Raw genomic sequence first — 19,452 nt, 5'->3', positions numbered from 1 at the left:
AGGCACTCGATGACCGACACCGCGACTGCTCCGCCGCCGGCCCGCACGGTGCCGGCGCCCCGCGTGACGCCCGCGCGACGCTCTTCGGCGTGGCTGAGCGCGCATCCGCGGTTCCGGCTGGCGTTCCTCCTGACGGCACCGCTGTTCTGGCTGGTCGTCGTGTACATCGTGGCGCTCGCCCTGCTGCTGGTGACGGCGTTCTGGCAGGTGGACTCCTTCACCGGCGAGATCATCACGGAGTGGACGCTCGACAACATCGTCACCGTCGTCACCGGCTCGCTCTACCAGACGGTGACCCTGCGCACGGTGGGCATCGCGCTGCTGGTGACCGTGATCGACGTCGTGGTCGCGCTCCCGATCGCGTTCTACATGGCGAAGGTCGCGTCGCCGCGCGCGCAGCGGCTGCTCGTGATCGCGGTGCTGATGCCGCTGTGGGCGAGCTATCTCGTCAAGGCGTACGCCTGGCGAGCCGTGCTGTCGCAGGAGGGGATCCTGGAGTGGATCCTCGCCCCGTTCGGCCTGCACACTCCGGGGTATGGGCTCACCGCGACGGTCATCACGCTGTCGTACCTGTGGCTGCCGTACGTGATCCTGCCCATCTACGCAGGGCTGGAGCGCGTACCGGACTCGCTGCTCGAGGCATCCGCTGATCTCGGGGGCAAGTCCTGGCGCACGCTGGTCTCCGTCGTTCTGCCGCTGGCGTTCCCCGCGATCATCGCGGGCACGATCTTCGCCTTCTCGCTGTCGCTCGGCGACTACATCACCGTCAACATCGTGGGCGGCACCAACCAGATGCTCGGCAACCTCGTCTACACGAACGTCGGGGCGGCGAACAACCTGCCGCTCGCGGCGGCGATCGCGCTCATCCCGATCGTGATCATCTTCGGCTACCTCGCCCTGGTGCGCCGCACCGGCGCCCTGAACAACCTCTAGGAACCCGGCGATGCGACTCTCGCGACTCTCCCGCACGGTACTCGGCGTCGTCACTGTGCTGATCCTGCTGGTCGTCTATCTGCCGCTGTTCGTGGTCCTCGTCAACTCGTTCTCGACGTCGACATCGCTCAGCTGGCCACCACCCGGCTTCACGCTGGAGTGGTGGGGCAAGGCGTTCCAGAGCACGGGCGCACTCGAAGCGGTGGGCACGAGTGTGGTGATCGCGCTGGTCGCGACGGCGATCTCGCTCGTGCTCGGCACCCTCATCTCGCTCGCGCTGCAGCGGTTCGAGTTCTTCGGCCGTGACGCGATCTCGCTGCTGATCATCCTTCCGATCGCGCTGCCCGGCATCATCACGGGCATCGCGCTGAACAACTTCTTCCGCACCATCGTGGGGGTGCCGCTGTCGATCTGGACGGTGGTGATCGCGCACGCGACCTTCTGCATCGTGACCGTCTTCAACAACGTCATCGCGCGCCTCCGCCGCACCGGGACGAATCTCGAGGAGGCGTCGGCCGACCTCGGGGCCGGCATCTGGACGACGTTCCGCCTCGTGACCTTCCCGCAGCTGCGTTCGGCGCTTCTCGCCGGGGCGCTGCTCGCGTTCGCGCTGAGCTTCGACGAGATCATCGTCACGACGTTCACCGCGGGGTCCGGAGTGACCACGCTGCCGATCTACATCCTCAACAACATGTTCCGCCCGAACCAGGCGCCGGTCGTCTCGGTCATCGCCGTGGTCCTGGTGATCGTGTCGATCGTGCCCATCTACCTCGCGCAGCGGCTGTCGGGCTCGGAGCAGACCCGGCGCTGACCCTCGGGCGGGAAGATGTGCGGCGGGCGATCCCCAGATCGCCCGCCGCCAAGGTGAGCCCGCGTCCCCACGCGTAGTCCCACCCACGGCGACGGCCCGTGTCCCCACACAGGTTGCCGTGCCGATGGTTACTGCAATCTGCAGTATATGGTCGTTCCTGCGTCCGCGGGGCGACCTTCTGTTCCGCGACGCGACCCGACTGCCTACGGGAAGGAGCTCTGTCGTGCCCGAACGCGAACCCTCGATCACGGGATACCTCACGCTGGGTCTGCTGGCCGGGAGCGATTGGTCGGCGTACCAGCTCGCCGAGCAGCTCGGGCGTGGCGTCTCGGAGCTCTGGCCGTCCGCCGACCGCGGCCGGTACGCCGTGCTCAACCGCCTCCATGCCGACGGGTTCGTGGCGACCCGGCAGGAGCACACCGGCAAGCGCGCCCGCACGATCTACTCCATCACGCCGCAAGGGCGTGAGGCGCTCGCAGCGTGGCTGCGCACCCCGGTGCGTCCGCCGACCGTGGAGTTCGAGGGCATGGTGCGGGTGCTGCTCTCCGACCAGGGCTCCCTCGACGACCTCCGCGCGACCCTCGCCCGCACCCGGGAGCAGGCCCTGGAGTACCGCGAGATGTTCGCGCGCTACGCCTCCTTCATCAGCGAGACCGGCGGCACGTTCCCCGAGCGCAGGCATCTGTTCGCGCTCGCCAACACGTTCATGATCGGCCACTACGACCACGTCGTCTCGTGGACCGAGTGGGCCGAGCAGCAGATCGCCGACTGGCCCGACACGGTCGCGCCCGCCCGCACCCACGGCGGACAGGTGCGCGACATGCTGGCGCCGGGCCGTGAGGCGCTCGCCGGCGACCAGCGCACCGACTGGTGACGCGCCGCTCCTACGGTCGCTGCGCGTAGACGATCACGCGGTCGCCCTCGCGGACGAACTGCAGCGTGGTGCCCTCGGCGAACTCCTCGAGCAGGGCCGGCGGCGCCTGCGCCGTGACGGCGATCGTCGTCGACGAGGGGGCCGAACCGGTGGCGCACGATCCGGCCGAGAGGCCGAAGTTGACCGAGTCCGAGTCGTACACCCACAGGCACGTGCTGTTGGTGCCGTTGCCGAAGTCGCGGGCAGAGGCGATCGCGGTGAGGCCGAGGTACTCATCGAACGTCACGCCGTCCGGCGGCCGCGCGCCCCACATCTGCTCCGGCCAGAGCCCATCGGCGTCCTCGCCGAGGACAGCGACCTGCTCTCGACCCGACGGCAGCTGCACAGACGCCACCACAGCGCCGAGAAGCACCGCGAGCAGCAGCGATCCGCCCCACAGGAGCGGGCGGTGTCGCTCCCACCACGGGACCGTCACGACCGACACCGCGTCCGTCGGTTCGTCCTGCCCGGTCGTCGCAGGCGCGACCACGGTGACCAGAGGGATGTCAGCCTCTGTCGCACCGGCGGCTCGCGCTTCGAGCTCGCGCAGCCGGCTCAGCGCCTGCGGATCGTCGTCGATGTCGGCATCGGGTCCGTAGGCGCGCAGCCGCAGCGCCTGCAGCTCGCCCGCGGCGGCGTCGGTCAGGTCGTCGGACATCGGCGACATCATCGTCGATCGCGGCGTCCGGAAGCCGAACGGACGGGTGTCCGATCGGTGAACACCCTGCGGCGCCCCTCGGAAGTGCGCGCCGGCTCAGTGAGCGGTGCTCACCCCGACGAGATCGTGAACGAGCACGGCCGCCGCCCGGGCACCCTGGCCCGCGGCGACGATGAGCTGCTGCGGACCCGGGGAGGCGGCATCCCCCGCCGCATACAGCCCGGGCACCGACGTGCGTCCGGAGCGATCGGTCACCAGGTTGCCGGACCCGTCGCGCTCGAGGTCGATTCCTCCCACGAAGTCGAGCGCCGGGTGCCACTGCGGGCGAACGAACCCGCCGTCGATCTCGACGCGCGCGCCGTCGGCGAGGCGTACGGCCGTCACCGTGCCGCGGTCGCCTTCGAGGTCGTCGATCACCCGTCGTTCGACGACGATCCCGGATGCTGCGAGCTCGGCCTCTTCGACCGTGTCCACGGCATCGGTGCCATTGGTGAAGACCGTGAGCCGGTCGGTCCAGCGGGCGATGAGCCGGGCCCGCGCGGCGAGGTCGCGGGTCTCGCCGATGAGGGCGAGCGGCCGGTCCTGGAGTTCCCATGCGTCGCATGCGGCGCAGCTGAAGAGGGTCATTCCGTAGAAGGCGCGCAGGCTGGGAATGGCCGGGAGCGTCTCGCGCAGCCCTGTCGCGACGAGCACGGAGCGCGCGGCGACCGCGGGCGGGATACCGGCGCCCCTGCCCTGGAGCGCCGCGAGGAAGCGGAGTCCCTCGCCGCAGTCCCGCTCCTGCAGCGCGGTCACGACGGTGCGGTCGAACACCTGCACATCGGGGTAGGCGGCGAGCTCGGCGCGTGCGAGCTTGCGCAGCTCGAGCGGCGGAACCCCGTCGCGCGTGAGGAAGCCGTGCGAACGCAGGGTCGCGGCGTTGCGCGGACGACCGGCGTCGACGAGGACGACGGACGCGCGGGCGCGTCCGAGGTTGAGCGCGGCCGACAGCCCGGCGGGGCCGCCGCCGACGATGACGACGTCGACCTCGGTCGAGGGCGCGGCGGGGCGGGCGTCGCGGTCGGGGCGAGCGCTTTCAGTCATGGCCGTCTCCTTGGGGAGGAAGCGCCGCGATGACGGGGTGGTCCTTCGCGATGACGCCGGTCTTGGCCGCACCGCCGGGCGACCCGATGTCGTCGAAGAACTCGACGTTCGCGGTGTAGTAGTCCTGCCATTCCTCCGGCAGGTCGTCCTCGTAGTAGATCGCCTCGACCGGGCACACCGGCTCGCAGGCGCCGCAGTCCACGCACTCGTCGGGGTGGATGTACAGCGACCGCTCACCCTCGTAGATGCAGTCCACCGGGCACTCGTCGATGCAGGCGCGGTCCTTCACATCGACGCACGGCAGGGCGATCACGTAGGTCACGGGACGAGCGCTCCTCGCGAGATCGCGACCTGCTCGTCGCGGGGCACGACCTTGACACGCTCGCGCGTGTGAAGGTGGTTCGCACCCAGCTCGCGCTCGTGCGCGTCGAGGGCCAGCCAGCCGTCCCATGTCGTGTAGGCGACCTCGCGCTCCTCGAGCACGTCGAGCACGTCTGCGTCCACGGTCGGGGCCGACAGGCGTCCATCCCGGACGTCCGAGACGAGGTGCGCGATGGTCTCCATCGCGTCGGACTTCGTGTGGCCGATGAGGCCGACGGGCCCGCGCTTGATCCAGCCCGTGGCGTAGAGCCCGGCGATCACGGGAGCCTCCGTGTCACCCGTCACCGCAGCATCCTTCACGCGTCCCTCGACGTTCGAGACGACGCCGGCCTTCTCGTCGAACGGCGCGTCGATGACCGGAGTGCCGTAGTACCCGACGGCCCGGTAGACCTGCTGCACCGCGATCTCGCGGAACTCGCCGGTACCGCGCACCGCGCTGCCCTCGCCGGTGGGCTCGGTGCGCTCGAAGCGGACGGCTTCGACCCTGCCGTGGCCGAGCACCTCGACGGGCGAGTGGTAGAAGTGCAGGTGCAGGCGGCGGCTGGCCCCGGTCGACTCGCGTGTGCGCCAGCTCTGCAGGATGCGGAGCATGACCTTCAGCTGGTTGTTCGCCGGCACGATGCCCTCGAGGTGGGCGAAGTCCTCGTCGTGCACCACGATGTCGACGTTCGGCACCTCGCCGAGCTCGCGCAGCTCGATGGGCGTGAACTTGATGTCGGCGGGGCCGCGGCGGCCGAACACGTGCACGTCGGTGACGGCCGAGGCTTCGAGTCCGGCGAGCACGTTGTCGGCGATCTCGGTCGAGCGGAGGTCCACGGCGTGCTTGGCGAGCATACGGGCGACGTCGAGTGCGACGTTGCCGTTGCCGATGACCGCGACCTCGCGCTGGTCGAGCGTCCACTCGGTGGGCACGTCCGGGTGGCCGTCGAACCACGCCACGAAGTCGGCCGCGCCGTAGGAGCCCTCGAGATCGATGCCGGGGATGTCGAGCGCGGCGTCGCGGATCGCGCCGGTGGCGAGGATCACGGCGTCGTAGCGCTCCTGCAGCTCGTCGATCGAGATGTCACGGCCGACCTCGACGTTGCCGATGAAGCGCGTGGTGCCGGCATCCAGCATCTCGTGCAGCGAGTTGACGATGCCCTTGATTCGGGGGTGGTCGGGCGCGACGCCGTAGCGGATCAGTCCGTAGGGTGCCGGGAGCGACTCGAACAGGTCGATGGCGACGGTTCCGCCCGCCTCGACGACCGAGTTGGTGAGGATGTTGCCCGCGTAGATGCCGGCGGGACCGGCGCCGACGATCGCGACGCGGAGGTTCTGGAGGCTCGAGGAAGTCACTGCGTGGGGGCCTTTCGGAGGCGCTCGGGTGCGAGCGGGTCGTACTGGGAGAGATCGAGGGTCGCGAGCTCGGCGGGCGCGTAGGGGCTGAGCCGGACGACGTCGCCGACGACCACGACGGCGGGCGAACGGATGCCTCGTTCCGCGGCCTGGTGCGCGATGGTCGCGAGCGTGCCCACGGTGACCCGCTGGCGTGGCCCGTAGCCGTCCTCCACGACGGCGACGGGGCAGTCCGCACCGCGGTGACCGCGGGCCAGTGTGATCGCGGAGTTCGCCAGTGTGCCGATGCCCATGAGCAGCACGACCGTGTGGTCGCGGCCGCCGCCGAGGGCTTGGATCTGGTCGTGGGCGGTGGCGACGGTGAAGGCCGTCGCGACGCCGCGATGGGTCAGGGGGATGCCGGCGATCGCGGGCACCGAGATGGCGCTGGTGATGCCGGGCACCACCTCGACGGGCACGCCGGCCTCCTGGCAGGCGTGGAGCTCCTCGCCGCCGCGGCCGAAGACGTACGGGTCGCCGCCCTTGAGGCGGACGACGGTCTTGCCCTCCTGGCCGAGGTGCACGAGCAGCGCGTTGATGGCGTCCTGCGGCACGGCGTGGTGGCCGGGGCGCTTGCCCACGTCGACCACCTCGGCGCGCAGCTCGATCCCGTCGGCCTCCAGACCGTCGAGCACCGCGCGCGCGCCGAGCCGATCGGCGACGATGACGTCCGCCGCCTCGAGGGCGCGGAGGCCCTTCACGGTGAGCAGGCCCGCATCGCCCGGTCCGGCTCCGACGAGCCAGACCTTGCCGACCGCGGTCATCGCGAACCTCCCGAGATGAGCAGGCCCCGGCGCTTCAGCATCCGTCGCTCCAGCGGTCCGAAGAAGACGAGCTCGATGAGGATGCCGATGGCGAGGATGAGGATGATCGTCGCCAGCACGCCGGCGAGGTCCGCCAGCTCGCGCGACTGCTGCAGCATCGAGCCGAGGCCGAAGCCGATCGAGCCGCCGGTCGCGATGATCTCCGCTGCCATGAGCGAGCGCCACGAGAAGGCCCAGCCCTGCTTCAGGCCCGCGAGGTATCCCGGCAGTGCGGCGGGGAGGATCACCGACGTGGCCAGCTGCCACCGTGAGGCGCCCAGTACCGTGCCGACGCGGCGGAGCTGCGGCGGCACTTGGTCGATGCCGGCGATGAGGCCGTTGACGATCGACGGGATGGCGCCCATGAGGATGACGAAGTAGACGGTGGCGTCCGACAGGCCGAACCAGATGATGGCGGCAGGCACCCACGCGACGGACGGGAGGACCTGCAGACCCGAGATGATCGGCCCCACGGCGCGCCGGATCGGGCGCACCTCTGCCAGCAGCAGGCCGAGGGGCGTTCCGACGACGATCGCGATGAGAAAGCCGACGACGCCGCGCTCGAGGCTCGTCGCGACGGCCTCCTGCAGGCGGCCGGTCTCCCACGCGAGGCCGAGCGCGTTCCAGACATCGGCGGGGCTGGGCACCTTGTCGGGCCGAGGCTCAGCGATCACGACGTACAGCTGCCACGCCACGATCAGGAGGATCACGAAGACCACGGGAGGCACGACGCTCTGGGCGAAGCGGCGCCAGCGGCTGGGACCGCGCTCGGCGTCGGTCTGCAGCCGGTCGAGCCCCGTCGAGAGGCTGCGGAGGTCGTCGGGCAGCACCGATTTCGCGTCGATCGTGTCGCGAGCGATGGTCGCGGTGGTGTCATGCGGCATTTCGGCGGATCTCCTTGCGCAGCTGCTCGGTGATCTCCACCGAGAGGGCGGCGACCTCGGGGGACTCGATACGACGGCCCGTGGTCTTCGCGATCTGCCACTGCTGCACGATGCGACCCGGGCGACTGCCCATCAGCACCACGCGCTGACCGAGGCGGGCGGCCTCGCGGACGTTGTGGGTCACGAACACGATGGTGCGTCCGGTGGCACGCCACACGCGCTCGAGCTCCTCGTGGAGGAGGTCGCGGGTGATGGCGTCGAGCGCTGCGAACGGCTCGTCCATCAGGAGGACGGGCCTGTCCTGAGCGAGCGCGCGGGCGAGGGCGACGCGCTGCCGCATGCCGCCCGAGAGTTCGTGAGGACGCTTCTCCGCGGCATCCGCCAGATTCACGGCATCCAGCAGTGACAGCGCTTTCTCGCGACGCTCCCCCCGCGGGACGCCGCGCAGACGCAGGGCGAGCTCGACGTTGCGGCGGGCCGTGAGCCACGGCATGAGTGCCGACTCCTGGAACATCACCGCCGAGCCCTCGTCGGGAGTCTCGATGCGGCCCGCGGTGGGCCGGTCGAGGCCCGCGATGAGGTTGAGCAGAGTCGACTTGCCACATCCCGACGCGCCCAGGAGGCACACGAATTCGCCCGGCGCGATGTCGAGCGACACGTCCTCGAGCACGACCGGCCCGGCGCCGAAGCGCTTGGAGACGCCGTCGACGCGCACCGCGGGTGGGGGTGCGGGCGCCGCGACGGGCACCGGCGTCACGCTGTCGAAGCTCGGCGCGAGCGGCTTGGTCGTGCCCGCCGGAGCGGGCGCGCCCGCCTCCGGGCCCGCGTGTGCGGACCCGGAGGCGGAGGCGGGAGCGGTGCTCATGTTCAGTCCTCGCCGAGTCCTGCTGCCGAGATGGGCTCTTCGCCCTCGGCTTCGAGCTGCTTGTTGAGCAGGCGAAGATCGAACAGGCCCTCGATCGAGCCGTCCTTCTGGGTGCCTGCCTGGATGCCGTTGTCGACGAGCGTCTCGAACGTGTCGGCGTGCGGGTCGACCGAGAACGTCACGTGCTCGAGCGCGCGCTGGATGACGGCGTCCGCGAGCGGCTTGCCGGTCTCCTTCTCGATCGCGTCGTTGATCACGGCCGGTGCCTCGTCGGCGTTGTCGGCGATCCACTGCACGGCGGCCTCGTGGCCCTTCAGCAGGTCGGCGACGACATCCGGGTGCTCGTCGAGGAACTCCTTGCGCACCAGCAGCACGGTGGTGGGGAACTCGCCGTCCTCCCAGAGGTCGGCCTCGTCCTGCAGCACGTGGGCGCCCGCGTCGATGACCAGCCGCGACACCCACGGCTCGGGCAGCCAGGCGCCGTCGAGCTGACCGTCCTGGAACAGCGTCAGCGTCTGTGCGTTCTCGGTCGGCGTGATCTGCACGTCGCCGCCACCCGACGTGTCGGTCTCGAAGCCCTGGTCCGCCAGCCACACCCGGGCCGCGACGTCCTGCGTGTTGCCCAGCTGCGGCGTCGCGATCGTGGTGCCCTCCAGGTCGGCGGGGTCGTCGATGCCGTCACGCACCACCAGCGCCGCACCGCCGGTGGCGGCACCGGCGATGATGCGCGCGGACTGCCCGCCGGACTGGATGAAGGTGTTGATCGACGGGTTCGGGCCGATGTAGGTCGCGTCGATCGCGCCGGCGGTGAGCGCCTCGATGGCGGCGGGGCCGGCGTTGAAGACCTGCGTCGTGATGGTGACGTCGTCGCCGACGGCGTCCTGGAAGAGGCCCTCCTCCAGCCCCACGAGCGCGGGCGCGTGCGTCACGTTGGCGAAGTAGCCCAGCCGCAGCTCGTCGACCGAGGGCCCGGCGTCACCGGCCGAGGTCTCGCTCGGCGACGCCGCGGCGGAGGCGCAGCCGGCCATCATCGCCGCCACGAGTCCCAGGGTTGTGAGTGCTGTCGCAGTGCGGATTTTGTTCACGGTGTCGCCTCCTTAGATTCGGTGTTGCTCAGTGGTGGGGTTGTGCGCGCCGGATCAGTCGCGCACGATGCCGGCGGCGAGCGTTGCGCCGTCGGACGGATGGATCACGAGGAACGAGCCCCCGTGGCGGCTGGCGGCGTACGGCTCGAGCGGCAGGTCGGCCGCCAGCCGCAGCCGCACGCGGCCGATGTCATTGGTCTCGAGCGTCTGCGCCGGCTCGTGCGTGAGCGCGTCGAGGTCGTAGCGCGACTCGATCTGCGCGACGATGGCCTGCACGGTCGCGGTGCCGTGCTTGACGAGGACACGGATGCCGGGGGTCAGCGCCCGCGCGTCGAGCTGGAACAGTTCGGCATCGAACTCGCGGCGACCCGTCGGAAGCGTGCCGGCGGCGACGACGAGCGCGCCCCGCGCGGTGTCGATGTCGCGGTCGAACTCGAGCGAGACGGACTGCGGAGCCGTGGCCTCCTCGACCTCGGCGCCCGCGGCACGGATGCCGGTGACCGTGGTCGCCGAGCCGCCGGGGAAGATCTCGACGCGGTCGCCCACGCGCACGATGCCGCTCGAGATACGGCCTGCGACGGCGCGGTAGTCGCGCAGGCGCTCCGCCTCGGCGGGGTCGATGCCCGGGGCGAGGCCGCCCTGCGGGCGCAGCACGAGCTGGACCGGCAGACGCAGCGGCTCGAGCTCGCGCTCGGCGTCATCGGCGGCGGGAAGCGTCTCGAGCAGCTCGAGCAGCGCCGGGCCCTCGTACCAGGGCGTGCGCTCGGAGCGGTCGACGATGTTGTCGCCCTCGAGGGCCGACACCGGGATGACGTGCAGGTCCTCGATGCCGAGCTCGGTCGCCACGGCCTCGGCCTGGGCGGCGACCTCGGTGAACGTCTCCTGCGAGAAGCCGACCAGGTCGATCTTGTTGACGGCCACGATCACGTGAGGCACCCGCAGCAGCGCCACCACGGCGAGGTGCCGCTTCGTCTGCTCGAGCACGCCCTTGCGTCCGTCGACGAGCACGATCACGGCGTCGGCCGTCGTCGCGCCGGTGACCATGTTGCGGGTGTACTGCACGTGCCCGGGGCAGTCGGCGAGGATGAACGATCGGGTGCCCGTGGAGAAGTAGCGGTACGCGACGTCGATCGTGATTCCCTGCTCGCGCTCGGCGCGCAGGCCGTCGGTGAGCAGGGCGAAGTCGAAAGCGCCATGCGCGAAGCCGCGGTCGGCCGACGTGCGGGCGACCTGCTCCAGCTGGTCGGCGAGGATCGCCTTCGAGTCGTGCAGCAGGCGGCCGACGAGCGTCGACTTGCCGTCGTCGACCGAGCCCGCCGTGGCGAATCGGAACAGCGTGGGCTGGGCGGTGAGAGTCGCGGTCATCAGAAGTACCCGTCCTTCTTGCGGTCCTCCATGGCCGCCTCGCTGAGACGGTCGTCGGCGCGCGTCGCACCGCGTTCGGTGATGGTGGAGACGGCGACCTCGGCGACGATCGCGGCGAGGTCCGCGGCATCCGATTCCACTGCTCCGGTGCAGCTCATGTCGCCGACCGTGCGGTAGCGCACCGTACGGCGTTCGACCGTCTCGCTCGCGCGCGGCGGCGAGAACGGGCCGACGGGTCGCCACATGCCGTCGCGGGCGTACACGTCGCGCTCGTGCGCGAAGTACAGCGGCGGCAGCGCGATGCCCTCGCGCTCGATGTAGCGCCAGACGTCCAGCTCGGTCCAGTTCGAGATCGGGAACGCGCGCACGTGCTGGCCGGGGGTGTGGCGGCCGTTGTACAGGCTCCAGAGCTCGGGGCGCTGGTTGCGCGGGTCCCACTGGCCGAACTCGTCGCGCAGCGAGATGATGCGCTCCTTGGCTCGCGCCTTGTCCTCGTCGCGACGCGCTCCGCCGAAGACGGCGTCGTGGCGGCCGGCGGCGATCGCGTCCAGCAGCGGCAGCGTCTGCAGCGGGTTGCGGGTGCCGTCGGCACGTTCCTGCAGGCGGCCGTCGTCGATGTAGTCCTGCACCTTCGCGACTTCGAGACGGATGCCGAGTCGCTCGACGGTCTCGTCGCGGAAGGCGATGACCTCGGGGAAGTTGTGGCCGGTGTCGACGTGCAGCACCGGGAACGGCACCTTGCCGGGCGCGAACGCCTTGGTGGCGAGGTGGAGCACGACGACGGAGTCCTTGCCGCCGGAGAACAGCAGCACGGGACGCTCGAACTCGGCGACGACCTCGCGGATGACGTGGATGGCCTCGGCCTCGAGCAGGTCGAGGGTGCTCAGCGTGGTGGGGGCGGCGATCGTTCCGGTCATTCGTGGAGCCCGCATTCGGTCTTCGAGAGTCCGGCCCAGCGGCCGGACCGGGGGTCTTCGCCGGGCGCGACCGGCTTCGTGCACGGCTCGCAGCCGATCGAGGGGTAGCCGAACCCGACGAGCAGGTTCACCGGCGCCTTGTGCGCGGCCGCGTAGGCGAGGACGTCGTCGAAGCTCCACGCCGCGACCGGGTTCACCTTGACGAGCCCGTTGCGCTCGTCCCACGTCACCAGGGGCGTGTTCGTCCGGGTGGGCGCCTCGTCGCGGCGCACGCCGGTGAACCACACCTCGTAACCGCCCAGCGCGTCCTGCAGGGGTGCGACCTTGCGGCGCGCGCAGCACAGGCCGGGGTCGCGCTCGAACAGCTTCGCGCCGAACTCGGCGTCCTGCTCGGCGACGGTCTGGTCGGGGGTGATGTCGATGATCCGCACGTCGAGCGCGCGCTGCACCTCATCGCGCGTCGCGTACGTCTCCGTGAAGTGGTAGCCGGTGTCGAGGAAGAGCACGTCGACGCCGGGCAGCTGCTCCGCCACGAGGTGGGGGAGGGCGGCGTCGGCCATCGAGCAGGCGACGGCGGCAGCATCCGTCCCGAAATTGCGCGCGACCCACGCGACCACTTCGGCAGCGGATGCCTCGTGATCGGTGAGGCTGCCCAGTTCGAGGTTGCCCTGCTCGGCGAGGGCCTTCAGCTCTTCGCGAGTGCGCTTCACCGCGACGCGGGGCGCGAGGGAGACGGTCACTGGAGGGCCTCCTCGTCGGCGCGGTGCGCCCATTGGGCGAACGTCTCGTCGGCCTCGGCGTCGCGCTCGGCGAGGAACCGCTTGACGACGCGCTCGGTGTAGTCGGCGATGCCGTCGGCGGCGACCTTCAGCCCGCGCACGGTGCGGCCGAGGCCGGCGTCGTCGCGGTCGGCGTTGACGAGCCCGCCGCCCAGGTGCACCTGATAGCCGGGCACCTGCTCGCCGTCGATCGTGACGAGCTGGCCCTTGAGGCCGATGTCGGCGGTCTGGATGCGCGCACAGGAGTTGGGGCAGCCGTTGACGTGGAGGGAGATCGGATGCGGCAGCTCGAACTGCTCGAGACGCTTCTCGAGATCGAGCACCGCGGCCGTCGCGTACGCCTTGGTCTCGACGATCGCGAGCTTGCAGAACTCGATGCCGGTGCAGGCGATCGTGCCGCGGCGGATGAGGCTCGGGCGGGCCGACAGGCCGAGCTCGTCGAGGCCCGCGATGAACGGCTCGACGTTCTCCTCGGGGATGTCGAGGAACACGAGCTTCTGGTGGGGCGTCGTGCGCAGGCGCGTCGAGCCGTGCGCCTCGAGGAGGTCGGCGAGCTTCGCCAGGGTTGGGCCCGAGACGCGGCCGACGATCGGCGTCGCGCCGATGTAGGAGAGGCCGTCCTTCTGCTTGTGCACGCCGACGTGGTCGCCCTGCGTCAGCGGCTTGGGAGCGGCCGGGCCGTCGGGCAGCGAGTAGCCGAGGTACTCGTCCTGCAGCACCTGCCGGAACTTCTCGGCGCCCCACTCGGCGAGCAGGAACTTCAGGCGCGCCTTGTTGCGCAGACGCCGGTAGCCGTAGTCGCGGAAGATCTGCGCGACGCCGTGCCAGGCCTCCGCCACCCGTTCCGGCGAGACGAAGACGCCCAGGCGCTCCGCGAGGCGCGGGGTGGTCGAGAGACCGCCGCCGACCCAGAGGTCGTAGCCGATGCCCAGCTCCGGGTGCTCGACGGCGACGAAGGCGACGTCGTTGATCTCATGCACGACGTCCTGGCTCGGGTGGCCGGTGATCGCCGACTTGAACTTGCGCGGCAGGTTCGCGAGCGACTCGTCGCCGATGAAGCGCGACGTGATCTCGTCGATCTGCGGCGTCGGGTCGATGAGCTCGTCGGCCGAGATGCCGGCGACGGGCGAGCCCAGGATGACGCGGGGCACGTCGCCGCACGCCTCGGTGGTGCCGAGGCCGACCGCCTCGAGCCGGCGCCAGATCTCGGGCACGTCCTCGACGCGGACCCAGTGCAGCTGCACGTTCTGGCGGTCGGTGAGGTCGGCGGTGCCGCGGGCGAAGTCGATGGAGATGCCGGCGATGACGCGCAGCTGCTCGGTGGTGAGCTGGCCGCCGTCGATGCGCACGCGCATCATGAAGTACTCGTCCTCGAGCTCTTCGGGGGAGAGCGTCGCGGTGCGGCCGCCGTCGATGCCGGGCTTGCGCTGCGTGTAGAGGCCCCACACCCGGAAGCGGCCGTGAAGGTCGGTCGGGTCGATCGATGCGAACCCGCCCTTCGAGTAGATGTTCTCGATGCGGTCGCGCACGCTCAGGCCGTTGTCGACCTGCTTCCACTCCTCGTTGCCGTTGAGCGGGGCGGTGCCGTCGACCTTCCACTGGCCGTTCGGCTTCGACGACGGGCGCGGCGGGCGCACGGCCGCGCGCGGGCGGTCGTCGGCTGCGCGCGCTTCGGTGTCGCTGATGGTCACGGGGGCCTCCGGGGTGAATCCCGGGGCGTCCCCCGGGCGGGACCCTATCGAGTCCATTGCCTGAGGCTAGAAGCGGGGGCCTGTCAGACCTATCCGAACGTCAAGTGACGTTAACCGACGTAACGGTGCGTCACACAGTTGCGGCTGCGGGCCTTTGTGGACTCGGTCCGACTACTTCGCGGCTTCGTTGTAGCGATCGATCACGATGTCGACGAGGGAGGCCGGGGGCTCGTCATCGCCGAGAAGCGGCGACGCGACCCGGGCGCCGGGTGCCAGCCGCACGGCGAGGTCGTGGAAGTAGCCCGGCGCGAGGAGGTAGTCGGCCACGACCACGCGGTCGTCGCCCGTCTTGGCTTCCGCGACGGCGACGTCGACGCGAGGGTCGGCGGCGGCGAGGAAGCCGACCGTGACCTCGCGGTCGAGCCGGGCGCTCAGCATCCGTCCGATCTCTCGGCAGTCCTCGTTCGCACGGTCATCGGTCGAGCCGGCCACCGCGAGCACGACGGCGTCGTCGGGGCCGACGGGGCCCAGGCGTGCGAGGAGCGCGTCGACGAGGCGCGGGTCGGGGCCGAGCGCCGGAGCGATGACGACGCCGTCGCGCCCCGCGGACTGCTCGATGAGGTCGACCCGCACGTGGTAGCCCGCCGAAAGGAGCAGCGGCACGATCACGACGGGGGTGCCCTCCGGGATCGCGTCGAGGGATGCCGCGACATCGGGCTGCTGCACGTCCACATGCCCGAGCCGCACCGTCACGTCGGGCAGCCGCCGCGCGACCGCGTCGACCAGCGCCGCGACCGCCGCCTGACCCGCCGGCGACGACGTGCCGTGCGAGATGGCGAGGAGTGCGGGGGCGGTGCTCACGGGCCCATTGTGCCCCGCGCGTGTGACGCGCGTGTGACGGCGTCTCCTCCCCCCGCCCCCCGCCCCCCGGTGCGATGTCCGGACTTCGCAGGATCTCAGGCTGGGTCGCCCGCGAAATCCGGACCGCGGGACACACGCCGAAGGGTGGGCCCTGCGCGAGCGGGGACCACCCTTCGGAGGGACGGATGCTGCGGCTCAGGCCGCGCCGGTCTCCCGGCCGCGGGCGAACCCGGCGTCGAAGCCGCGTTCGTACGCCTGCTGGGTGCGCCGTCCGCCGCGCCCGTGGTTGCCGTGGTGGCCGTGGCCATGACCGCCGTGGCCGTGGCTCTCGTGGTCGTGGTGGCTGTGGCCGGCATGCGGGTGGTGGCCGTGGCAGCCCTCATCGCCGTAGCCGCGCATGGGCTCGTCGAAGCGCTCGGCGGGGTGGCCGGGGCGCCCGGGAGCGAATCCGCGATGGCGGTTGCGGCCGTAGCCGTCGTGGACGTCGGGATCGAACGGACGCGGCCGCCCGCCGAATCCAGGGCCGAAGCCTCCGAAGCCCGGGCCGAAGCCGCTGAAGCCCGGACCGAAGCCCGGACGGAAGCCGGGGCCGAACCCGGGGCGTCCGAAACCGCCGAAACCGCGATCGCGGCCGGTGGCGTTCTCGTCCCACCCGAGCTCACGGGCGATGGCCTCGAGTGAGGCGGTCAGGGCCGCGTAGGCCTCGTCGTCGCCGACGGCGGCGACCACACGGGCGCGGAGGCTGTCGACGATCGCGCCGATGCGCTCCTTCTCGGAGCGGCCGAGCTCGGTCAGGACCCACGTTCCGTCGCCCTGCTCCTCGGCCCAGCCGCGCTCCTCGAGGTCGCGCAGGCGCTTGCCCTTGCGGGCGAGACGCTCGCGGAACTCGGGGGCGTCGATGTCGCCGGACAGCACGTTGAGCGCCATCCAGTCCCGCCGCGTGATGCCCTCGGCCTCGAGCGCCGTCGCGAACTCGCGTGTCAGCAGGCCGTCGACCGCACGCAGCCAATAGCCGAGCGGACGCGTGCCGGCGGGGATGTCGTTCTCTTCGTTGTCATTGATGTCGTTCATGGGGGAAGTCCTTTCGGGGGCGGCTCGAAGGGCCGCCGAGTGATACATGTCGAAGTGCATGTACATGCAGTGTGACATGCATTCCAGATCCATGTCAAGTCGCATGTAAATTGGATGCATGCCGTCCACTCCCGACGACCCGTCCGACGCGATCGCCGCCGCCCTCGCCCGCCTCCGCGGACGACGAGGCCCCCGTCCGCCGTGGATGGAGGGCGTCGGTCCGCACTCCACGGGCCCGCACGCGCACGGGCCCGCCGGACCGCACGGGCACAGCGGCGATGGCGGGGAGCACGTCCACGCCGACGGCACGATGCACGGCTCCGGCGGTCGCGGTCCGTGGGGTCGCGGGGGACCGGGCCCCGGCTTCGGCGCACCGCCGTGGGCCGGAGGAGGCGGCCGCTTCGGCGGCCCCGCGCGCATGAGGCTGCTCGAGGCGCTGGCCGCAGCATCCCATCCGCTCTCGGTCGGGGAGATCGCCGACGCGGTGGGCGTCGATCAGCCCCGGGCGTCGCGGCTCGTGCAGCAGTCCGTCGAGCTCGACCTGGTGCGGCGCGAGGCGGACCCCGACGACGCCCGCCGCACGCGGGTCGCGCTGACGGATGCCGGAACCCGTCTGGTGCGCGGATTCCGCGGTGAGCGGCGCGAGGCGATCGACTCGGCGCTCGCCGCCTTCACCGACGAGGAGCGCGCGGAGCTCGCCCGCCTGCTGACGAAGCTCGCCGACTCCTGGCCCGGCGCCTGACCGCCGGACTCACCCCACGACGGCTGCACTTTCCTGCGAGTGCTGCGTCGCACGACGCCGCACTCGCAGGAAACTGCAGCACAAGACGTAGGAGCGTCCCCGGCTCGCTCGACGACCCGATTCCGAACGGGTCAGAAGCTGGTGACGAGGTCGCCGAGCACTGCCTCGAGCTTCGACGGGTCGGTCGCGTCGTAGTAGTGGGCGCCGGTCGCGCTCGAGATGGACTGCAGCGTCGCCACGTCGGCGTCGGCGCCGTAGGCCAGCGTGAAGATGAGCACCGGCGTGGCGTGGTGCATGTCCTTCAGGTTCGCGAGCATCTGGTCGGCGCCGATCGTCGGCGCGTTCGGGGCATCGTTCTCGCCGTCCGAGAGCAGCACGATGGCGTTGATGTGGTCGCTCGACCACGACGCCGCCTGCTGCGCCGCGAAGGTGTCGACGGCCTGATAGAGCGGAGTGTCGCCCATCGAGGTGAGGCCGCCCAGCGCGCCGAGGAAGCCGTCGCGCGACGAGCCGATGTCGGCGACCGGAGACACGAGCCCGGGCACCACGGCCCCGTCGGGCGCCTGGGCGAACGCCGCGAGCCCGACGTCGTCACCGCTCGTGAAGTGGCCGAGGGCCGCCTCGATCGCCTTGCGGGCCTGGGAGAGCTTGGTGTCGCTCGCAGAGATGGGCTCGTCCATCGATCCCGACACGTCGAGCAGGAAGAGCACGTTCGCGCGCTTGCGGACCTCGGGGAAGGCCGCCTGGACGGCGGTGACGACGTCGGCGCTGGGGAAGGTGAGGGTGCCGCCCTGGTCGCCGTCGAGCTGCCCGACCTGCTGGACGCCCTCGTCGAGGTCGCGGTTGAGGTCACGGTAGCCCGCGGCGCGGACGGCCGCCTGACCCTGCGCGGTGTGCGTGAAGCGGATGAAGTCCGCCGCCGCCTCCGACTCGACGGGATCGATCCACTCACCCGTGAGGCGCATGACCGGGTTGTCGGCCGAGTAGTAGCCGTCGGCCGGGTAGATCGGCACGAGCTGCTCCGACGGGGGGTCGGCCTGCGTGCGCGTGATGCCGTCGCGGCTCGTGATGCCGCGGTTGTAGTCCCACACCGACTTCTCGTCGACGATGACCGCCGAGAGGAAGTCGGCAGTGGAACCGGATGCCTCGGCCTGGCGTGCGTGCCAGAGGAAGTGCTCGGGCGTGGCCATGTAGTGGCTCGTCGCCAGCTCGTTCTCATGCACCTCCGCCTGCACGGCGGGGTCCTGGACCTGGGCGACGGTGAAGTCCCTCATCGATCCGGCGGCGGTGCCGTACGACGCGAACATCGCGGCCTCACCGCTCGTGGCGACGAGCGGGCTCGTCTTGCCCAGCTTGAACGCGCCCCACTCGGGGTGGCCGAGGCCGCCCCAGAGGTCGGGGTCGCCCGCCGACGTGAAGATCTCGGCCCAGGTCGGGGCCTCAGCATCCCATCCGATCGCGGAAGCGAGGTTCTCGGGCATGGCGAGCACGATGTCGGAGACCGCGACACTCGTGCCTTCGGCGCGGAGGTTGGTGGCGCCGTCTGCCTGCGCGACGTCGACCCAGGTCGACGAGTCGGGCAGCCACACAGTGGGCTTGTGGTCGTCGGCGAGGTTCGGGAAGCCGGTCGCGACCACGGCGGCGGCCACACCCGACTTCTCGCGGCTGGTCGTCACCGTCACGCACGAGCCGGCGACATTGCGCGGCTGGCTGTTGTACGCGGCCGCGAGTCCTTCGACCATCTCGGCGTTCTCGAACGACGACAGCACACTCACCGTCGCGCACGGCTCCGCGCCGGCGGTGGCGGCCGGCTCGTCCTCGGGGAAGATGATCGGCTCGGCGACCGCGGGCGCCTCGGGAGCCGGGCCCGCGGCCGGCTGTTCGGCGCCGGCGAGGTTGGAGACGATCGCGTACGACACCGTGCCGATCGAGCCGAGGAGCGCCACGATGCCGACGATGGTCGTCGCGATGATCGCCTGGCGGCGGCGCTTGCGGCGGCGCTCGCGGCGCTCGTCGATCGCGGAAGGCTTCGCGGGCTGCGACGACGCGGCCCGGGTCGAGAAGGTGGGAGAAGGGGTCGGCGAGACAGCCGAGGGCGTGTGTGTTGTCTTCGGGTCGGAGGTCTGGCCCCTGCGGGGGCCAGGGACGTCCTCGTCGCCGCGCGTTCCATCGCGCATGGGGGCATCCTCAAAGCGGGTGCGGCCGTGAAGCCGGGCGGGGGGTCACCGGCCGGGTA

General features: G+C 71.2%; 19 protein-coding genes. 4 read left to right on the top strand and 15 right to left on the bottom strand.

Going from position 1 to position 19,452, the window contains the following annotated elements:
* The first annotated feature begins 9 nt into the window (after positions 1-9).
* The 3 genes from RS82_RS11230 (at position 10) to RS82_RS11220 (ending at position 2,618) form a co-directional block, all read left to right on the top strand.
* Complete coding sequence (locus RS82_RS11230) at positions 10-933, top strand: ABC transporter permease (RefSeq protein ID WP_084695587.1); 924 nt, start codon at positions 10-12, stop codon at positions 931-933.
* Between the two features lie 10 nt (positions 934-943).
* Positions 944-1,744 (top strand): ABC transporter permease, encoded by an 801-nt coding sequence (locus RS82_RS11225; RefSeq protein ID WP_045299421.1) that lies wholly within the window; start codon positions 944-946, stop codon positions 1,742-1,744.
* A gap of 223 nt (positions 1,745-1,967) precedes the next feature.
* Positions 1,968-2,618: a PadR family transcriptional regulator gene (locus RS82_RS11220; RefSeq protein ID WP_045299420.1), complete on the top strand. Its 651-nt coding sequence runs from the start codon at positions 1,968-1,970 to the stop codon at positions 2,616-2,618.
* A gap of 10 nt (positions 2,619-2,628) precedes the next feature.
* Here RS82_RS11220 and RS82_RS11215 read toward each other — a convergent pair whose 3' ends face one another.
* From RS82_RS11215 to RS82_RS20705, 14 genes are all read right to left on the bottom strand, one after another.
* A complete protein-coding gene (locus tag RS82_RS11215) occupies positions 2,629-3,315 on the bottom strand; it encodes a hypothetical protein (RefSeq protein WP_045299419.1) in 687 nt (228 codons plus the stop codon).
* A gap of 96 nt (positions 3,316-3,411) precedes the next feature.
* Positions 3,412-4,398, bottom strand: coding sequence for an NAD(P)/FAD-dependent oxidoreductase (locus tag RS82_RS11210; protein WP_045299418.1), 987 nt, complete (start codon positions 4,396-4,398; stop codon positions 3,412-3,414).
* Positions 4,391-4,720, bottom strand: coding sequence for a ferredoxin (gene fdxA, locus RS82_RS11205; protein WP_045299416.1), 330 nt, complete (start codon positions 4,718-4,720; stop codon positions 4,391-4,393). Before fdxA ends, RS82_RS11210 begins: the two co-directional genes overlap by 8 nt.
* Positions 4,717-6,114: an FAD-dependent oxidoreductase gene (locus RS82_RS11200; RefSeq protein ID WP_045299414.1), complete on the bottom strand. Its 1,398-nt coding sequence runs from the start codon at positions 6,112-6,114 to the stop codon at positions 4,717-4,719. The genes fdxA and RS82_RS11200 overlap by 4 nt, the downstream gene beginning before the upstream one ends.
* Positions 6,111-6,917, bottom strand: coding sequence for a uroporphyrinogen-III C-methyltransferase (gene cobA / locus RS82_RS11195; RefSeq protein ID WP_045299412.1), 807 nt, complete (start codon positions 6,915-6,917; stop codon positions 6,111-6,113). The genes RS82_RS11200 and cobA overlap by 4 nt, the downstream gene beginning before the upstream one ends.
* Positions 6,914-7,840, bottom strand: coding sequence for an ABC transporter permease (locus RS82_RS11190; RefSeq protein ID WP_045299410.1), 927 nt, complete (start codon positions 7,838-7,840; stop codon positions 6,914-6,916). The genes cobA and RS82_RS11190 overlap by 4 nt, the downstream gene beginning before the upstream one ends.
* Positions 7,830-8,705 (bottom strand): ABC transporter ATP-binding protein, encoded by an 876-nt coding sequence (locus tag RS82_RS11185; RefSeq protein ID WP_084695586.1) that lies wholly within the window; start codon positions 8,703-8,705, stop codon positions 7,830-7,832. The genes RS82_RS11190 and RS82_RS11185 overlap by 11 nt, the downstream gene beginning before the upstream one ends.
* A 2-nt stretch (positions 8,706-8,707) precedes the next feature.
* On the bottom strand, positions 8,708-9,790 hold the full coding sequence (locus RS82_RS11180) for an ABC transporter substrate-binding protein (RefSeq protein WP_045299408.1): 1,083 nt from the start codon (positions 9,788-9,790) through the stop codon (positions 8,708-8,710).
* A 54-nt stretch (positions 9,791-9,844) separates the two neighbouring features.
* The gene (locus RS82_RS11175; RefSeq protein WP_045299406.1) at positions 9,845-11,155 is read right to left on the bottom strand and encodes a sulfate adenylyltransferase subunit 1; all 1,311 of its coding nucleotides are present in this window, start codon (positions 11,153-11,155) and stop codon (positions 9,845-9,847) included.
* Complete coding sequence (gene cysD / locus RS82_RS11170) at positions 11,155-12,072, bottom strand: sulfate adenylyltransferase subunit CysD (RefSeq protein ID WP_245619585.1); 918 nt, start codon at positions 12,070-12,072, stop codon at positions 11,155-11,157. The genes RS82_RS11175 and cysD overlap by 1 nt, the downstream gene beginning before the upstream one ends.
* A complete protein-coding gene (locus tag RS82_RS11165; protein WP_045299402.1) occupies positions 12,069-12,812 on the bottom strand; it encodes a phosphoadenylyl-sulfate reductase in 744 nt (247 codons plus the stop codon). The genes cysD and RS82_RS11165 overlap by 4 nt, the downstream gene beginning before the upstream one ends.
* Positions 12,809-14,536 (bottom strand): nitrite/sulfite reductase, encoded by a 1,728-nt coding sequence (locus tag RS82_RS11160; protein WP_045299616.1) that lies wholly within the window; start codon positions 14,534-14,536, stop codon positions 12,809-12,811. Before RS82_RS11160 ends, RS82_RS11165 begins: the two co-directional genes overlap by 4 nt.
* Positions 14,537-14,713: 177 nt before the next feature.
* A complete protein-coding gene (locus RS82_RS11155) occupies positions 14,714-15,403 on the bottom strand; it encodes a sirohydrochlorin chelatase (protein WP_045299400.1) in 690 nt (229 codons plus the stop codon).
* Between the two features lie 195 nt (positions 15,404-15,598).
* Complete coding sequence (locus tag RS82_RS20705; RefSeq protein ID WP_052676786.1) at positions 15,599-16,474, bottom strand: MarR family winged helix-turn-helix transcriptional regulator; 876 nt, start codon at positions 16,472-16,474, stop codon at positions 15,599-15,601.
* A gap of 118 nt (positions 16,475-16,592) precedes the next feature.
* Between RS82_RS20705 and RS82_RS21820 the strand changes: the two genes are divergently transcribed.
* Positions 16,593-17,216 carry a MarR family winged helix-turn-helix transcriptional regulator gene (locus RS82_RS21820; RefSeq protein ID WP_045299398.1) on the top strand — a complete coding sequence of 208 codons (624 nt, stop codon included), beginning with the start codon at positions 16,593-16,595 and terminating at the stop codon, positions 17,214-17,216.
* Positions 17,217-17,347: 131 nt separating this feature from the next.
* Here the strand turns inward: RS82_RS21820 and RS82_RS11140 are convergent, their stop codons facing one another.
* Positions 17,348-19,393 carry a vWA domain-containing protein gene (locus RS82_RS11140; protein WP_045299396.1) on the bottom strand — a complete coding sequence of 682 codons (2,046 nt, stop codon included), beginning with the start codon at positions 19,391-19,393 and terminating at the stop codon, positions 17,348-17,350.
* Positions 19,394-19,452 lie beyond the last annotated feature (59 nt).

It is taken from the genome of Microbacterium trichothecenolyticum (assembly GCF_000956465.1).
In the GTDB taxonomy this organism is placed as follows: domain Bacteria; phylum Actinomycetota; class Actinomycetes; order Actinomycetales; family Microbacteriaceae; genus Microbacterium; species Microbacterium trichothecenolyticum.
The sequence above is the reverse complement of the archived record's forward strand: the minus strand, read 5'-3'. Positions and strand labels throughout refer to the sequence as shown.